At 46.1% G+C, this 16,083-nt stretch carries 18 protein-coding genes; 4 read left to right on the top strand and 14 right to left on the bottom strand.

Annotation, left to right across the window (positions count from 1 at the left end; genetic code table 11):
• Positions 1-21: 21 nt before the first annotated feature.
• Positions 22-549, bottom strand: coding sequence for a non-heme ferritin (gene ftnA / locus ACHUFW_RS15760; RefSeq protein ID WP_394204297.1), 528 nt, complete (start codon positions 547-549; stop codon positions 22-24).
• Between the two features lie 260 nt (positions 550-809).
• Between ftnA and ACHUFW_RS15755 the strand changes: the two genes are divergently transcribed.
• The 4 genes from ACHUFW_RS15755 (at position 810) to moeB (ending at position 7,204) form a co-directional block, all read left to right on the top strand.
• Entirely contained in the window at positions 810-3,917 is a 3,108-nt protein-coding gene (locus ACHUFW_RS15755; protein ID WP_394204296.1) for an efflux RND transporter permease subunit, read from the top strand.
• Positions 3,914-4,993, top strand: coding sequence for an efflux RND transporter periplasmic adaptor subunit (locus tag ACHUFW_RS15750; protein WP_394204295.1), 1,080 nt, complete (start codon positions 3,914-3,916; stop codon positions 4,991-4,993). Before ACHUFW_RS15755 ends, ACHUFW_RS15750 begins: the two co-directional genes overlap by 4 nt.
• A 188-nt stretch (positions 4,994-5,181) precedes the next feature.
• Positions 5,182-6,426 carry a molybdopterin molybdotransferase MoeA gene (gene moeA, locus ACHUFW_RS15745; RefSeq protein WP_394204294.1) on the top strand — a complete coding sequence of 415 codons (1,245 nt, stop codon included), beginning with the start codon at positions 5,182-5,184 and terminating at the stop codon, positions 6,424-6,426.
• A gap of 16 nt (positions 6,427-6,442) precedes the next feature.
• A complete protein-coding gene (gene moeB, locus ACHUFW_RS15740) occupies positions 6,443-7,204 on the top strand; it encodes a molybdopterin-synthase adenylyltransferase MoeB (RefSeq protein ID WP_394204293.1) in 762 nt (253 codons plus the stop codon).
• Between the two features lie 43 nt (positions 7,205-7,247).
• Here the strand turns inward: moeB and ACHUFW_RS15735 are convergent, their stop codons facing one another.
• The 13 genes from ACHUFW_RS15735 to ACHUFW_RS15675 all read right to left on the bottom strand — a co-directional run bounded on the left by ACHUFW_RS15735 (position 7,248) and on the right by ACHUFW_RS15675 (position 15,973).
• Entirely contained in the window at positions 7,248-7,886 is a 639-nt protein-coding gene (locus ACHUFW_RS15735) for a hypothetical protein (protein WP_394204292.1), read from the bottom strand.
• Complete coding sequence (locus tag ACHUFW_RS15730) at positions 7,883-8,365, bottom strand: RNA polymerase sigma factor (RefSeq protein WP_394204291.1); 483 nt, start codon at positions 8,363-8,365, stop codon at positions 7,883-7,885. Before ACHUFW_RS15730 ends, ACHUFW_RS15735 begins: the two co-directional genes overlap by 4 nt.
• Positions 8,358-9,119: an HvfC/BufC family peptide modification chaperone gene (locus tag ACHUFW_RS15725; protein ID WP_394204290.1), complete on the bottom strand. Its 762-nt coding sequence runs from the start codon at positions 9,117-9,119 to the stop codon at positions 8,358-8,360. The genes ACHUFW_RS15730 and ACHUFW_RS15725 overlap by 8 nt, the downstream gene beginning before the upstream one ends.
• On the bottom strand, positions 9,119-9,961 hold the full coding sequence (gene bufB, locus ACHUFW_RS15720) for an MNIO family bufferin maturase (RefSeq protein ID WP_394204289.1): 843 nt from the start codon (positions 9,959-9,961) through the stop codon (positions 9,119-9,121). The genes ACHUFW_RS15725 and bufB overlap by 1 nt, the downstream gene beginning before the upstream one ends.
• Positions 9,954-10,244 (bottom strand): BufA1 family periplasmic bufferin-type metallophore, encoded by a 291-nt coding sequence (locus tag ACHUFW_RS15715; RefSeq protein WP_394204288.1) that lies wholly within the window; start codon positions 10,242-10,244, stop codon positions 9,954-9,956. Before ACHUFW_RS15715 ends, bufB begins: the two co-directional genes overlap by 8 nt.
• Positions 10,245-10,374: 130 nt before the next feature.
• On the bottom strand, positions 10,375-11,598 hold the full coding sequence (gltS, locus tag ACHUFW_RS15710; protein ID WP_394204287.1) for a sodium/glutamate symporter: 1,224 nt from the start codon (positions 11,596-11,598) through the stop codon (positions 10,375-10,377).
• 278 nt (positions 11,599-11,876) lie between these two features.
• The gene (locus ACHUFW_RS15705; RefSeq protein ID WP_394204286.1) at positions 11,877-12,041 is read right to left on the bottom strand and encodes a DUF2986 domain-containing protein; all 165 of its coding nucleotides are present in this window, start codon (positions 12,039-12,041) and stop codon (positions 11,877-11,879) included.
• Positions 12,042-12,127: 86 nt separating this feature from the next.
• Positions 12,128-12,295 (bottom strand): YqaE/Pmp3 family membrane protein, encoded by a 168-nt coding sequence (locus ACHUFW_RS15700; protein ID WP_028772859.1) that lies wholly within the window; start codon positions 12,293-12,295, stop codon positions 12,128-12,130.
• A gap of 25 nt (positions 12,296-12,320) precedes the next feature.
• The gene (locus tag ACHUFW_RS15695; RefSeq protein WP_394204285.1) at positions 12,321-12,995 is read right to left on the bottom strand and encodes a TIGR01621 family pseudouridine synthase; all 675 of its coding nucleotides are present in this window, start codon (positions 12,993-12,995) and stop codon (positions 12,321-12,323) included.
• A 7-nt stretch (positions 12,996-13,002) separates the two neighbouring features.
• Entirely contained in the window at positions 13,003-14,226 is a 1,224-nt protein-coding gene (locus tag ACHUFW_RS15690) for a sensor histidine kinase (RefSeq protein ID WP_394204340.1), read from the bottom strand.
• Between the two features lie 82 nt (positions 14,227-14,308).
• A complete protein-coding gene (locus tag ACHUFW_RS15685; protein ID WP_394204284.1) occupies positions 14,309-14,986 on the bottom strand; it encodes a response regulator transcription factor in 678 nt (225 codons plus the stop codon).
• Positions 14,987-14,989: 3 nt separating this feature from the next.
• Entirely contained in the window at positions 14,990-15,526 is a 537-nt protein-coding gene (locus tag ACHUFW_RS15680; protein WP_394204283.1) for a PepSY domain-containing protein, read from the bottom strand.
• A gap of 96 nt (positions 15,527-15,622) precedes the next feature.
• Positions 15,623-15,973 (bottom strand): NirD/YgiW/YdeI family stress tolerance protein, encoded by a 351-nt coding sequence (locus tag ACHUFW_RS15675; protein WP_394204282.1) that lies wholly within the window; start codon positions 15,971-15,973, stop codon positions 15,623-15,625.
• Positions 15,974-16,083: the final 110 nt, after the last annotated feature.

Below are 16,083 nucleotides of genomic sequence, written 5' to 3'. Positions count from 1 at the left end.
CCTAGAGCGTGTCATCAACTATCACATCTCTGTAGAAGTCATCACACTGTCAGATTCTTCAACCGCCATTTGTGCGAGATCTTTATCAACAAAGAACAGTGCTTTACCGTCTTCACCCACTAAACGGATTTTATCGACAATTGACTTAAACAACTTCTCTTCTTCGTGTTGCTCTGACACGTACCACTGTAAAAAGTTGAACGTTGAGTAATCTTGGTTAGTAAATGCCGCATGCGCAAGCGCATTGATTTTTGCCGTGATCATTTGCTCATGCTCGTAAGTGTATTCAAACAATGCTAACAAAGAGCTGAACTCTGCTTGAGGTGCCTCAATCGCACCAAGCAGCGGCATGCCACCGGTTTCACTTACATAAGTGAATAAACGATGCATATGTTGCATCTCTTCATCGGCGTGGGCACGCATAAATTTTGCTGCGCCCTCAAAGCCTTTATCTTCACACCATGCACTCATTTGCAGATACAGGTTAGAAGAGAAAAACTCCATATTAATCTGTTCATTTAACTGATCAATCATTGTTTGCGTCAGCATTTTACGTCCTCTTAAATCACTATGACTTTATATTGTTAGCCATTGTGTTTTAGCCCTCACTGAATTGCAAACTTATTTACTCTATCAAGGCAATCTAAATCATTGTTTATAAAATACAAATTATTATCATTACCAATTAAAATGCTAATAAAACAGTCGGCTGCAACATTTTCTAACCAAATTAGGCTGATCTATTAACATTTAGCCACTAGGCTTTATAGGCACAATCTTGTTCGCTAAAGTCAGGGTAAAGGCTCCCCATGAATCTCACCAAAATCAGCACTGGAAATCCCGCTGGCACTTTAGTCACCTTACTGCTGATTGCTATATTTGGCATTCTTGCTATCACCAAGCTGCCAATCCAGCTACTGCCAGATATTGAACGTCCACAAATCTCGGTGTTTAACAACTGGCGATCAGCGGCACCGCAAGAGATGGAATCCAATATCATCGAGCCGCAAGAAAATGTATTACGGCAGGTTCCTGGGGTTGTCGAAATGACCTCCAACATTTCTCAAGGCTTCGGTGGAGTCACCCTCACCTTTGAGGTGGGAAGTAATATGCAGGAAGCAATGATCAATGTTATCAATGCACTTAACCAAACTCCGCCGCGCCCACTAGATGCCAATGAACCTTTTATCAATGTCGGTGGCGGCAGTGGCTCTCCCAATTTAGCATCATTGCTAATCCGCATGGCTCCGGGTAATCCCAACACAGATTTTGGCCAATACCAAAAGCTCATTGACGATCAGGTCGAGCCTCGTCTTCGAAGGATCACCGGCGTGGGGGCAGTGCAACTACAAAGTCGCTTGCCCAAAGAGCTACATATTGAATTTGATCCATACCGAGCTGCAGCATTAGGCGTGACGCTAGATCAGCTACGCAGCACGCTTTCACGGGCGGCCGATATCTCTGGTGGTACCGCCAATGTCGGTCGGCGCCAATATACGGTGCGCTTTATTGGTCAATACACGCCTGACAACCTCGGCAATTTGATTGTTACCTACAATGAAGGCAGACCCATTTATCTTAACGAGCTAGCCGAAGTCTCTATCTCCACTGCCGAGGTGCAAGGATTTACCAAACGTAACGGTTATCCTGCTTATTACATGACATTAGAAGGCACTTTTGACGCCAACACCGTAGAGGTATTAGACGGCGTCAATCAGGCCATTAAAGAGTTAAATGCAGGTGTATTGCAGCAAGCAGGGCTAGTGATGGATCTCTCTTTTGATGCTTCAGTGCATATCAAAAGGGCAATCTTGCTGGTAAAAGGCAACTTAGCAATTGGGGTGTTACTAGCACTGGTTATCCTATTTGGTTTTTTACGCAGTTTCCGCGCAACACTGATGATCGCTTCCACTATCCCAGTGGCATTACTTATCGCATTTTTTGCGCTCGAAGCCATGGGCAGAACCTTAAACGTAATCTCATTAGCAGGATTAGCCTTTGCGGTAGGTTTAGTGCTTGATGCCGCTATCATAGTACAAGAGAATATCGTGCGTTTATTGCAACAAGGCCAGCCTTTAAGACAAGCCATTGCAGCAGGTACCGATCAAGTAAAAGGCGCACTCATGGCGTCAACGGCCACCACAGTGGCGATATTCTTACCCATATTGTTTATGCCTGGCGTAGAGGGGCAACTGTTTTCTGATTTGGCGCTCACCTTGTCCGTTGCAGTGGTGTCGTCGCTGCTTAGCGCAATTACCTTAATTCCAGTATTCAGCTTGTTGTGGCTCAAGCTCACGCCAAGCCAACAACAGTCGTCTCAAGCATCCCTGTGGCAACGCCTTACCCAGTTGATTCGCCTACTCACTGCAGACACCAAGCGGGCGACGATTTGGTGTGCAATATTAATTGTGGGCTCAGCAATATTAACCGCGCTATTAATGCCTAGACCGGACTTTCTTCCTCAAGCTCGTTCCGACGGTATTTTTGCGTTCTTCTCTTTACCGCCTGGGGCTAACGTAAAAACCCTAGAAAAAGAAGTGGGCGATACCATTATTTCCCGTTTAAAGCCTTATTATGATAAGCAAAAACAGCCCTATATCCGCGGCTATAACTTCTCGATGTATTCCGCATTTAACGTGCTTTTCATCTATCCGGAAGATCCAGCGCAAGCAGATGCCATGATTGAGCTGCTCAATAAAGAGATCTTAATTGGTTTGCCCGACACCCAAGCCTTCACCAATCGCGGCTCATTACTACAGTTTGGTTTTAATGGCGGGCGAGCGATTAATATCGATCTTCAGGGCGCTGATATGGAAGCGCTCATGGCTTCAGCCTCCGAAGGTATGGGACTGATACAACAAGCTTTACCCGGCGCAGTCGTCAGACCGATTCCCGGATTATCGATGGCGCAGCCTGAGCTGCAACTGATCCCCAATGAGCGCCGTCTCGCCCAAGCTGGCGTGGATCGAATTCAAATTGCCAACGCGGTACGCGCATATACATCGGGCTTATTTGTCGGCGAGTACTTCGATGGTAACGAGCGCATGGACGTATTGCTAAAAGGGCCTAAATGGCAAGTGCCAGAGCAGTTATCAGCCACACCGGTATATACCCAAGCTGCGGGCATTCAAACCATTGGGGAACTCACCACCCTAAAACGCACTGTAGGACCAACACAATTGCAGCGCGTCAACGGCAAACGTAGTGTTAGCTTGCTTATCTTCCCTCCTGCCGACATGTCTTTAGACGAAGCGCTGGAGATACTTAACGCCGATGCCATTCCTGCACTGGAGAAAACCCTACCTAGCGACAGCTCACTGATGTTTAGAGGAAGTGCAGATAAGCTCGATCAAACCATTAAAGATATGGGCGCGAATTTTGCCTTAGCCGTGGTCATTTTATTCCTGCTCATGTCTGCGATGTTTAAATCGGCTAAAGACAGTTTACTGGTACTATTATCCATGCCCATGGCGATATGTGGTGGGGTGGTTAGCTTGCGAATATTAAACTTATTTAGCTTCCAAAGTCTGGATTTGCTAACCATGATCGGCTTTATCATCTTATTGGGATTGGTGGTCAATAACGCCATCTTATTGGTTGACCAGACCCGTCAAGGTTTCCGAGACGGACTCGATATCGACAGCGCCATCTATCAAGCCGTTGCCACTCGCGCACGTCCAGTTTACATGAGTACCCTAACCTCTATTTTCGGCATGTTACCGCTGATGTTAGTGCCAGGGGTTGGCAGCGAAATCTACCGAGGATTAGCTGCGGTGATTGTCGGCGGCATGACATTCAGCGCCCTGTTTACCTTAATACTTATGCCAAGTTTGTTGCGACTAACTCATAGCAATAAACCCCAAGCTATATTTACCGATAAAGACCTGACTTTATCGCACCCTGGAGTTAAATCATGAATCTGCTTATCATAGCCTTAGCCTTTTTGTTGCTAAGCCCAACCAGTTTCGCCGCTGACAGCCCAGAATCACCAGCTCGGCTGGTGTCGGTTGTACAAGTGGAAAATCGGCCATTGTCACCTAAAATCATGGTCATTGGCTCAGTTCACTCTCGTAATAATGCGGAACTGACCGCGGGCATTGATGGCAAGTTAGAATGGGTGCAAGAAGCAGGAACACGGGTGGCGGCTGGTGAGGTCATTGCCAAACTTGAACAAACTCGCCTGTTATTGCAATACGATCAACAGCAAGCGCAAATTGAATACGAGCAAGTCGGTCTTGCTAGGCTAGACCGAGATTTAGCCCGCTTAAAGAAGTTAATCGTCAACAAAAATGCCTCTGAAACTGAACTCGATAAAGCGCAATCCGATAGAGACCTTGCCGCTGCTAATCTAAAACTGGCTCAAATTAAACTGCGTATGATTGCCGATGACCTGAGTCGCACAGAAGTAAAAGCTCCGTTTGCAGGCATCATTACCGAGCGCTTACACCAAGCCGGTGAAGATGTCAGTCGCGCCATGTCGATTATCAGCATGACAGACCCTGACAACCTAGAGATTCGCCTTCACGCCCCATTGAAACACAGTCGTCGTGTCAGCGTGGGGGATACATTGCATATTTACCATACTCAAGGTGATTTTGATGCCACTATTCGCAGCCTGATCCCAGTTTCGGATATTCGCTCGCAAACGTTTGAAGCGCGCATCGACCTGCCCTATCACATGCAAGAGGCCTTCAATGTGGGCGAACTGGTGTCGCTGGCATTACCCATTGCACCTAAAAAGATGACCACGCTAGTGCCACGGGATGCCGTGATTCTGCGCTCAACAGGCGCTTATGTATTTAAAATCGACGCCGAAGAAAAAGCAGTCAAAGTGGCTGTTGAACTTGGAGACGGTGATGGCGACTGGATTGCGGTAAATGGTCAATTAGACAATCAGGATTTCGTGGTGATTCGCGGCGCAGAAACCCTGCAAGATGGCCAACAAGTTAAGCGCCAACCACTGCCTCTTGGTGAACGAATCAGCGCAGGTTAACTAACCAGAACCAAGCTACCTATCCATTCTCTCCAGCGCCCGATAAGGGCGCTTTTTTTCACCTGTACCATGGGATGACAAAAACTGTAGCAAAGATCATAGTCTTTCGGTTTCACCGTGGCATAATGAGCGACTATATTCGTTATGACTAAACTCGTCATAAAACCCTAGACGCATAAGGTACATCAATGTCAAAACATGCTGACCCTTGTTCAAAGCCTAGTCTCATGCATCCTGACGAGGCAATCGTAAAATTACTGGCCCAAGTAGAACAGCTAGCAGAATCTGAAGTGGTTCAATTACCTCAAGCATTAGGACGTGTCTTAGCTGAAGATTTAGCCTCAAGCATTGACTTACCTCCCTTCAATAATTCCGCTATGGATGGCTATGCCTTTAGATTTAAAGACCTTGCCACCAGCAGCACTTTAAGCTTGATTGGCGAGTCCTTTGCTGGCCATCCTTTTACCGGTAAGCCGCAACCCAATACCTGTATTCGCATCATGACAGGTGCCCCAGTACCTGATGGCTATGACACAGTGCAAATGCAAGAGAAAGTCAGCGTCGATGGTGATGACATTCGTATTGAAGCGCCCAAAGCCTTAGGAGCTAACGTGCGCTGCCGTGGCGAAGAAGTGAAAGTGGGCGGCAAGGTGCTACAAGCAGGCACTCAAATTGGTGCAGCAGAAATGGGGGTGCTTGCCACTATTGGTGCCAGCCAAGTGCGGGTGACCCGCCAAGTAAAAGTTGCCTTTTTCTCCACTGGTGACGAGTTACGCCCCGTGGGTTCTGAGCTTGCTCCAGGTCAAATCTACGACTCTAACCGCTACAGCCTTCAAGGCCTACTGAGCCGTGCTAATGTGGAATGGATTGATCTGGGTGTGATTGAAGATGATCCTGAAGCGATTCGCCAAGCATTTCGCACCGCTTCTGCCCAAGCAGATATGGTGCTCACTTCTGGCGGCGTATCTGTTGGCGATGCTGATTACACTAAGCAAATTCTCGATGAAGAAGGTGAAATTACCTTCTGGAAACTGGCGATTAAACCAGGTAAACCTTTTGCCTTTGGTAAACTAGGCAAAGCGGTATTTTGTGGCCTGCCGGGCAACCCAGTATCGTCAATGGTCACCTTTTATAAACTAGTGTGGCCGCTATTGAACAAGATGCAGGGATTAGCGCCAAGTCAGCCAGTACAACTGCAAGCTAAGCTGACCAGTGACTTACGTAAGTTCCCAGGGCGAGTTGAATACCAACGCGGTATTTTAAGCCAAAACGCCCAAGGCGAAGCTGAGGTCACTATTACCGGTGGTCAAGGTTCTGGCATGCTCACATCTATGAGCTTAGCCAATTGCTTTGTTATCCTAGCGCAAGAGCAAGGCGACACCCCAGCTGGAACATTGGTCACAGTTGAGCCTTTCAATACGGTGCTAAGTTAACTGGCCAAGGAAAACTATGAATCTCGATAACGAAGATATTCTATCTGACGCAGAAACCCTGCGTTATAGCCGACATATCTCTATCAAAGCGATGGATTTTGAAGGCCAAGAGCGCCTGAAACTCGCTAAAGTGTTAGTGATAGGTGCCGGTGGGCTAGGCTGCGCAGCGAGCCAGTACCTAGCGGTCGCTGGGATTGGCCACATGACTTTAGTCGATTTTGATACGGTTGAGCTGTCTAACTTGCAACGCCAAGTATTGCATCAAGACCACAATATTGGCGAGGCAAAAGTAGACTCAGCCAAAGCATCGCTGTGCCAACTTAATCCACACTTGGTTGTCGATACTATCAACAAAGTGCTTGATGACGATGAAATCGATGATTTAGTCGCGCAGCACAGTTTAGTGCTCGACTGCACCGACAATGTCATGGTGCGCGAGCAACTAAACCGCAGCTGCTTTAGCCATAAAATCCCATTAGTCTCTGCAGCTGCAATTCGCATGGAAGGCACGGTCACTGTGTTTGATTACCACAGCGACACACCGTGTTATCAGTGCTTTAGCCAACTGTTCGGCGAGCAACAACTCACCTGCGTAGAGTCGGGAATTTTAGCGCCGGTTGTCGGCATGATTGGTTGTTTACAAGCAACCGAAGCAATAAAAGTTATCGCCCAAATGGGACAGCCGCTTGCGGGTCGCATTCTCATGATAGATACGATGACGATGGAGTTTAGGCAAATGAAATTGCCTAAACAGCCAAGCTGCCCTGTTTGTGGTTAAGCAAAATTCAACAAGGCGCCGATTTCAACGCGGCGCCAGTTTTTTAAGATTCAATATCACTAACCTGCGCCATCAATAAGCCTTTTTCCACCCAGAGCAATACTGCAATCCCTCTAACTTGCAAAGACATCGGCGGCTCTCCTAATGCCAACTGCGGAATTTGTTGATGTCGCTGTGGCTCAAACGGTACCTCATATAAGGTCACAATCTGGCCATCGACTTGCTGATAACGTAACTGTGCCGCACTTTCCCCTTGAATTGAGCAGTAACGCCCTCCGAGCAAAGTCGCCGATACTCGTTGGCTGGCAGTAACAGCAAAATCGAGTTCAGTAAAGTAACGCTGCAGCGGCGGTAACGCCTGCGCTTCAATTTCAAGTGGCTTCATTTTGATATGGTTAACTGCAACTTCATTGGCGATCTCCCAAGCTAAACCAGAGGAGCGAGGACCACTCAAATTAAACATCACTAGCAATAATATACTGGCAGCAATGGCCATCACCGCATGAGGTCCCCTCAGTTTATTGCGACTGGCTTGCACCGGTGTGGAGGTCGCAAGTGCATCATGCTGCTGTAGTAACTTGGCAAACTGCTGCGCCTGTTTATCAGTCAAAGTTTGCTGCTCAAAATAATCTTTACTTGCTTGCTTTAGTGGTAATGATGGCGACTTAGATGATGGCTTCATGACCCTTGCCTCCACGCCTCATTAGTGGTTGCTGACCATTGAGCAACTTTCAACTTAATCCGATGTAGGCGCGACAAAACTGTTCCTCGAGGTTGGGCTAATTCAGCGGCGATTTCTGTGGCACTAAAGCCGACAACAGCCCAGAGATATAACACTTCGCGCTCAGACACTGAAAGCTGCACAATCACTTTCTCTATTAAATCTTGCTGAACGGTTAATTGCTCTAAATTTTGTTCATCCAATAAAACGGGTGCATGCTGCTCTATGCTATCAAAGGCGACACACTGTTGACGCCGACAATCGTCAATATACTGGTTACGGATCATCTTACGCATATAAGCACTGTGATATTGCTGTCGATTGGCTAATTTAAGCCACTTTTCCAAAACCGTTTGCAATAAATCTTCTGCATGGCTTTTATCTAAGGTTAAGCAAAAACAGTAGCGATAAAATCCATTGAGCTGCTCTATATCAAACATCACAGCCCCCCGATGATTCAATGCCGACTATCCAGCCATTTTCAATTGCGGCGGTAATTTGGCTCGCTATCGAGTGCTGAGCACAAATGTCACCCAACAGAGATTGACGCTGAGCTAAATGCAGTAATTGCCACGTAGCCATGTCAATCTGCTTCACGATAATGTTCCCGTTCACTCGATAGATAACTAGCGGATAACTGACTTCATCGTCGATGATCGCCGTACTATCAACACCTGACTGTTGATGACGCTGCCAAATACGCTGTATCGGGTAGCGACTTTGCATCAAATACACATCTGCCGCTACCACCAGCCTGATCTGATGCTGCTCCTTTTGCGTTAACTGAGGCAATATTTGCCAATCTTGCGAACACGCTTCACCAGCATAATAGCTTTGATAAACGTACCACTCTAACCTAGCTAACTCCTCTAAATAAGGTAGCGCAGCAAAGGCTTCTTGCTCGGCAGTGAGTTCAGCCATAACCCGATCAAACGCCGCACCATACTGATTTAAATTGGCAGAAATTGGCGGGTAATTGGCAATATAACGACGACCAATGAAGCTAAAGCAGGTTTCACCAACAACCTTATTGCAGCATGGGTAAGTCGCAGCTAGTACGTTAAGTAGTGCTTGTTGGTAATTGTTACGGTAGACAGCAAAACGCGGTTGCTGTGACGGAACGTCCGGAGCAAGGTCTTGCTTCACCGCTTGGATACCAGCAATAAATTGCGTCCGCCACTGCGCTAAATCCATTAGCTCGCCACCTCTAGCCCTGCGGCACGTTCCAAGCATGTTTCTGCCTGCTGCCGCTCTGCTAGCAGCTGCGTCAAACTAGGTAAATCATTGTCCCATTCAATCATACTTGCCACCGGTCCATGCTGGTTAATATAGTTTGAAAATGCTTGCCATACAGGCAATGCCACCGGATGATTATGGGCATCAAGCAAGTAATCACCTTTATCTTCAAAGCCTGCTAAATGGATCTGCTTCACTTTAGTATGGTCAATTTCTGCCAAAAATTGCGCTAAAGATTGCTCAAGGTTGCTACTGGTTACATAGGCATTATTGATATCTAACAACAGTAAACAATCTGCTTCATTGGCTACCGCTGACAAGAACTGCCCCTCACTCATCTCATTACTTGGGTATTGCAAATAAGTAGACACATTTTCAAGCAACAATCTTTCACCTAAGAAGTCCTGTACTTGGCTAATACGCTCAGCCATATACTGCACCGCCTCTTCGGTATATGGCATCGGCAACAGATCAGGTACTTGCACATGTCCATCGCTACAAAAGCAAGCATGCTCTGAATACCAAACTGCACCACAACGCTGCTTTAGCGCCTTGATGCGATGTAAATAGTCAAAGTCTAACGGTTGCGCGCCACCTAACGACAACCCCACACCATGCAGTACCAGTGGATAGCGCTCGGCGATGGCATCAAGTAGGTATACGTTAACCCCGCCCTCCACCAACCAATTGTCCACCAGCAACTCGAACCAAGGGGCGACTAACTGCGACTGAGCCAGCACCTGCTGGGCATGGGGTAGGCGCAAGCCAATACCCGCGCCTTGAATTGTGTTACTAACCATGTTTTTTAGCCGGCTTAACTGCTTTTACCTCACCACCAGCAATTTTGTCGCAGGTACCAGCAGGAACATAGACCCACTCTGTCGGCAAGTTGTCACTTTTAGCCTGGCCAGCACAACCATGGCTACCATCCAGAGCACCGCAATCATTGCCACCCGCTTTGGCAATACCGGCGCACTTCTCCCACTGTTTTGGCTGATCGGGCACGGCATTAGCGTTGACAGAAAGGCCTGCTGCTAACATACCTGCGACGGTGAGACTTAATGCTTTATTGGCTGAGTTCATATCTGTATTCCCTATCGTTTGGTTATTGAGTTCATAACCTATAACGAATCAGTCACAGTATTGATTGCATCAAGGGATAATAAAAAACGCACCCGAAGGTGCGTTTTTTAAATTAGCTAGATTGATTCACTCAGCCAATAAAGCTCAAGTAGCCTTGTAATATAATGGCGTTAACAATATCAATGAAAAACGCACCTACAATCGGTACCACCATAAACGCCTGTGGCGAAGGACCCGTTCGGGATACTAGCGCCCCCATATTCATCACTGCTGTCGGCGTCGCGCCCATACCAAAACCACAATGTCCGCCTGCAATCACCGCCGCGTCGTAATTCGAGCCCATCACTTTAAACGTCACAAAGTAGGCAAAAGCAGCCAAAATGACGGTTTGTAATAACAAAATGATTAACAGTGGCACCGCAAGGTCGAAAATTTCCCACAGCTTTAGATTCATCAGTGCCATAGCAAGGAACAGTGACAAAGACACAGTCCCAAGTACATCAACGCTTTCCGCCTTGATCTTATATCCCCGTGACAGCTCAGTAATGTTAGTGATCACCACACCAAGAAACAGCGCATAGACAAAGTCAGGCATTTTTAACCAACTCACATCCATGGTTTTTACTAACCCACCAATCCATTTGGCACTGGCCACGCAAAGCAATAGGATAAATAACACTTCAAGAATGCTCTTCGCCGTCACTCGGTCTTCTTCAAGTTGATCGTAGGTCAATAGATCAGGGTGATCGGTGTGGTGGTTACCGCCTATGCCGTAACTGGACTCTAAGCCATTTTTATTAATTAGCCGCTGCGCCACAGGCCCACCAATAATCCCGCCCATAACCAGACCGAATGTGGCTGCTGCCATAGCAAACTCTAAGGTGTTAATCCCATAATTTTCACTAAAGGTTTGCGCCCAAGCCGCACCAGTACCATGACCCCCGGATAGGGTGATTGAGCCTGCAATCAAACCCATCAAAGGCTCTAGACCCAACATTGTCGCCACCGATACCCCGACCGCATTTTGAATCACAATATACAGTGATGCGACACCTAAAAAGACAAACACCTTACTGCCACCTTTAAGCAACTGTTTGTAGCTGGCGGCTAACCCCACGGTGCTGAAGAACATCAGCATCAAGGTATTTTGCATTGATAACGTAAACTGCAATGAGATTTTATTGAAATGCAATACAGTGATCACTGCTGCGACAATCAAACCGCCAACAATAGGCTCGGGGATATTGTACTTTCTAAACAGTGCCACATGGCGGTTGACGCTATGGCCAATGAATAACACAAGAATGGCGATGAGAAAGGATTCTAACTCACCAATAGCATAAACAGTATTCATGAAACTCCCACTAAGATGACATCGGTCTGTAGATTTATCGACAACAATAAATGCTATTCCATGACCCTAGGTTCAATATGATTTACCTGTATCAGAATGTAATACAGCCGACTATTCTGCCATAAATAAATAGCTGAACGTTATCATCAATTTAGCAAAATACGATATAGGTTGGCTTATATGAAAGTGTAATACAGCTTTTGCACAATAACCGTACAATTGCGACGATTTTAATGCTCAAATTTCGCACAAACAGAAAAACAGTAACAAGTGAGCACTCACTCCGGCTCATTAACCTCTGCACTGTTTTCAGCAGATTGCTCCGCTAATTGTGCTCGCTGCGCTTTAGAAATATAGGCGGGCTTATTACTGCGGTGTAATTTAGCATTGGCCTTTTTGGCCTTGCTTTTGAGGGTTTGGTTAATCTTTTTACGTCTATTCATCATCACGCCTTATATCAGTGGACGCTATTATACCAATAAGCAAAACGCAGCCTAGAGGCTGCGCGTTTAGACCCTAGCCCACTTAATCAAGATTTCGTCACAACCCAAAGTGCATGGAGTAAACCGGGAATGAAAAATAGTAAACACAAAATGATGTTGATGAGCAGATCTTTGCCCACGCCGCTTTTTAAAAAGACGGCAACCGGCGGTAGCAAAATGGCAATAATGATCAATAGCAGCTTATTGGTATCCATTGAATTAACTCCCTTTTATTTGCGATTATTTTTGTTTAGGCCATGCTAACTTCTCAGGGTTTGACCAAGTTTGCAACTGATTTTTAATCTCTTCACCAGTGAAAAACTCGCCCTGTGTTGGTGGACAAAAATAATCAAACCTCTGCTGATTGTAGACAAAACTAAGCGCATAAGCATGTAAATAACCACGATCAGCTTGTGCGCCACCATAAAGGCGATCCCCTAGAATCGGCACGCCTAAACTGGCTAACGCCACCCGAATTTGATGGGTTTTACCACTTAGCGGTTTTAGTAAATATAACCGCAGGCTTGGTGCTACCGATTGTGAAAAGAACTGAGTGATTGCTGGATTATTCTTGCTGCGTAAAAGCTTATGCATGCTGCGGCGTGCTTTGGCCATATCGCCAATCACTGCCCCCTGCTTTTTCTTAGGTTTACCACTGGCTAGGGCTAAATAGTACTTTTGCACTTGGTGCTGGCTAAACATCTGGGTAAATATCGCAGCGGTATGGGCACTTTTGGCAAAAATCAGCAATCCTGATGTCATCGAGTCAAGTCGATGCACCGAATATAATTTAATGGCTAAATCCGCCTCTAATTGCGCCATAACGCCAGGGTGACCGTCTTGGCTATGAAAGTGAACATCAGCCATTTTGCTAATCACCATAAAATCAGCTTCGTCAGCAACTATCTGGTACATTTGCATCCTAAAAATCAATCACTACCACTAAGCCTGGCTCACCATCTTGAAGGCTAATTCGCCCATTATGACGGCTGATAATTGCCTTCACTAACGATAGTCCTAAACCGGTCCCCTTGTGATGACGACTCGGGTCTAACCGCACTAAACGATCGAACACTTTCTCTTTGGCCTCATCCGCAATACCTGGACCATTATCCTCAATGATAATTTGCTTACCTTGCTGAACGATTTTAACTTCTGCGCCTTCGCCAGAATACTTAATCGCATTATCAATAAGATTAAACAGCGCTTGGAATAACAGATACTTATCGCCTGTTACGGTCGCATCGTCACCCAGAGTGAGACTCAGTTGTTGGCCTTTTAACTCAGCCATGGCTTCAGCCATCTCAAACAAGTCTTGGCAAATCGCATGTAAACTCAACGGTTGTAGCTCTAATGCTTGTTGCCCTTCTTCAATCCGTGTTAACGACAGCATCGCATCAAATGTGGCTAAGCAATGATCCAACTCTTCAGTCAATATAGCGCAGGCTTCATCGAGCTCTTCTGGTTGCTTGCTTGGTAGCTGTTCTAACCCGATGCGCAAATGCGACAGCGGCGTACGCAAATCATGGGCAATATTGTCGGTCGCGCCACGCACCGCATGCAAATTATCCTCTAGGGTATCTAACACACGATTAAACTTGCGTGCCAGCATATCAAATTCATCTTGACGCCAACTAACTGGAAGGCGGGTTGAATACTCACCTTTTTCAATAAGTCGACTAAGTCGATTATATTGTACCAACCGACGTAAAATTGCTTTAGAGAACAGATACCCCAACGCCAATGTCAACACAATGGTCAACATCATCGCGGTAATCGCAGCATTAACGAAACGCTCAATCAATGTCGCTAGCTGATCGGTTCGAGTCGCAATCAATACTGGTCCATAGCGAGTCATGACCAATCCACCCGTTAAGATATGGAGCTTATCTGGTCCTCCAGTCAAAATCGGGAATTCGCGAGTTTGTGGCAGTAATGGCATGTCGTCAGGCATCAGGCTTAATGCGCCAACTAAATCGTAAGAGTTTCGCCAGGCCACCAGCGCCACTTTAGGATCGGCATTACGAATTTGAGTCGCAAAACTGCGCCTATCTAAGGTCAGTGCCATCTGTTGATAGCGTGCTTTTTCTGCGGCCAGGTGCTGATTGAGCTGTAACTCTTGCTCGTTCATCAATTGACGGTACATACCAAACAGTAATGTACCGATGATGAGCGTGACTAAACCAGAAAATATGATGGTGATGCGCCACGCACTACTTTGATAGGGTCTAATTCCCTTGACGGAGACGATAACCTGCACCCCTGACGGTTTCAATTAACTCGCCAAATCCTAGCTCTTCAAATTTACGGCGCAATTTGGCGATATGCACATCAATCACATTGGTGCGCGGATCAAAATGGTAATCCCACACTGCTTCAAATAGCAGTGTACGGCTAATCACCTGATTTGGGTGCTCCATCAGATACTTAAGCAGCTGAAATTCTTTGGGCTGTAGCAAGATCTCATTGCCATCTAGCGTCACCTTACGGGTCAACAGCTCCATCACTAAATTACCTACAGTCAATTCAGTTTTAGCGGGTTGTGATTGACCGCGATGCATTAGCTTCTCTGCACGGACGAGCAGCTCAGAAAATGCAAAAGGCTTAGTCATGTAGTCGTCACCGCCAGCACGTAAGCCCTTTACTCGCTCATCCACATGGCTTAAGGCTGACAGGATCAGCACTGGTGTTTGGCAGCCTGTTGCTCGAACAGCCGCCAACACCTTTAATCCATCCAGCTGAGGCAACATACGATCTAAAATAATCAAATCGTATTGCATACTGGTTGCCAGCAGCAGGCCTTGATGACCATCGCTTGCTGTTTCAATGTTATGCCCTTGCTCGGCAAATCCTTTTACCACGTACTCAATCGTGGTGGCATCATCTTCAACTAGCAATATTTTCATCTATTAGTCCCACTTCAACATAGGTAATGGTCGCTGACTTTTAATATCAAACGCCAATGTCCGTTTGCCGGTATCATCAATTAATTTTAGCTCTAAATAGCTAATGCCTAAGTCATGATCTAACTGTGCTTCAAGCATATAAGCCTGTCGCTCATGCATAGCCTGTTTGACCAGCTCAGAAAATGTCAGCACTTGATCATTCATCAATAGCACCGCTTTAAGGCTATCTTGGTCATCGGCTTCTAATGCCGAGATTTTTTGATCAATTAAACTGCCATCTTTGGCTAGAAACTCAAACTCTGTCTTGGTTTCGAGTTGACTGTTAATGACACTGATCTCATAAACCAGTTCACCATCTTCAACATCAATTTCAAACTCGCAGATCACACCAGCGTAATCGCGTTCAACCTGAGACAGTAATATTTGAGGAGTCAGACCTTGATTATTAGAAAGTAGTTCAAGCACTTCCTTTGCAGCCCAACTAGGGGCAGAAAACCCGATGCTTGATAGGACCATCGCCCCAACTAACCAACGCGTCATAACTCCTCCGCAAAAAATTCATCAGCCGTCATCTTACCGTAATTGGGGATAAAAGTGACCCCAAAAACACCAACACAATGACCAAATGTTTGGCGATTACTCTGCCAATAAGTTGATACTATCAATTTCGATTTCAATGCCTTGCCACTCATCATCGACTTCACCACGCAACATCACCGTCGTATCGTCAGACACTTCGATATCACGCCATAATGCATCATCAATTTCGACTTCAATCTCACCGGTATCATCACGGAACAAATATTTCTCATCGCCTAAGCTTTTGACTAACTTACCGGTTAATTCTACCGGCATATCATCAGTGGCGTTCTCGGCTTCAGAAACATGTTTCATGACTTTCTCTGCACTTGGTCCTACATACGCAGCCATCGCAGGCATAGTCAGCACACAAGATAAGATTAAGGTACCAGTTAATTTCTTCGACATAATGTAATTCCCCCTTTTGAATGTGTCGATATCATAACGACAGGAGGATAACGCCGAGATGGCATTGAGATTAAGATTTGATCATCTTACATACAGCATTGCGCAAGCTT

The organism is Shewanella waksmanii, from assembly GCF_043643685.1.
In the GTDB taxonomy this organism is placed as follows: Bacteria; Pseudomonadota; Gammaproteobacteria; order Enterobacterales; family Shewanellaceae; genus Shewanella; species Shewanella waksmanii_A.
The sequence above is the reverse complement of the archived record's forward strand: the minus strand, read 5'-3'. Positions and strand labels throughout refer to the sequence as shown.

Coding starts and splice junctions, on each gene's coding strand:
- ACHUFW_RS15680 (WP_394204283.1), bottom strand. CDS start 15,526: ATGACGCGTTGGTTAGTTGGGGCGATGGTCCTATCAAGCATCGGGTTT.
- ftnA (WP_394204297.1), bottom strand. CDS start 549: ATGCTGACGCAAACAATGATTGATCAGTTAAATGAACAGATTAATATG.
- ACHUFW_RS15705 (WP_394204286.1), bottom strand. CDS start 12,041: ATGAATAGACGTAAAAAGATTAACCAAACCCTCAAAAGCAAGGCCAAA.
- moeB (WP_394204293.1), top strand. CDS start 6,443: ATGAATCTCGATAACGAAGATATTCTATCTGACGCAGAAACCCTGCGT.
- ACHUFW_RS15715 (WP_394204288.1), bottom strand. CDS start 10,244: ATGAACTCAGCCAATAAAGCATTAAGTCTCACCGTCGCAGGTATGTTA.
- ACHUFW_RS15750 (WP_394204295.1), top strand. CDS start 3,914: ATGAATCTGCTTATCATAGCCTTAGCCTTTTTGTTGCTAAGCCCAACC.
- ACHUFW_RS15725 (WP_394204290.1), bottom strand. CDS start 9,119: ATGGATTTAGCGCAGTGGCGGACGCAATTTATTGCTGGTATCCAAGCG.
- ACHUFW_RS15685 (WP_394204284.1), bottom strand. CDS start 14,986: ATGAAAATATTGCTAGTTGAAGATGATGCCACCACGATTGAGTACGTG.
- gltS (WP_394204287.1), bottom strand. CDS start 11,598: ATGAATACTGTTTATGCTATTGGTGAGTTAGAATCCTTTCTCATCGCC.
- ACHUFW_RS15675 (WP_394204282.1), bottom strand. CDS start 15,973: ATGTCGAAGAAATTAACTGGTACCTTAATCTTATCTTGTGTGCTGACT.
- bufB (WP_394204289.1), bottom strand. CDS start 9,961: ATGGTTAGTAACACAATTCAAGGCGCGGGTATTGGCTTGCGCCTACCC.
- ACHUFW_RS15755 (WP_394204296.1), top strand. CDS start 810: ATGAATCTCACCAAAATCAGCACTGGAAATCCCGCTGGCACTTTAGTC.
- moeA (WP_394204294.1), top strand. CDS start 5,182: ATGTCAAAACATGCTGACCCTTGTTCAAAGCCTAGTCTCATGCATCCT.
- ACHUFW_RS15695 (WP_394204285.1), bottom strand. CDS start 12,995: ATGTACCAGATAGTTGCTGACGAAGCTGATTTTATGGTGATTAGCAAA.
- ACHUFW_RS15690 (WP_394204340.1), bottom strand. CDS start 14,226: ATGTACCGTCAATTGATGAACGAGCAAGAGTTACAGCTCAATCAGCAC.
- ACHUFW_RS15735 (WP_394204292.1), bottom strand. CDS start 7,886: ATGAAGCCATCATCTAAGTCGCCATCATTACCACTAAAGCAAGCAAGT.
- ACHUFW_RS15700 (WP_028772859.1), bottom strand. CDS start 12,295: ATGGATACCAATAAGCTGCTATTGATCATTATTGCCATTTTGCTACCG.
- ACHUFW_RS15730 (WP_394204291.1), bottom strand. CDS start 8,365: ATGTTTGATATAGAGCAGCTCAATGGATTTTATCGCTACTGTTTTTGC.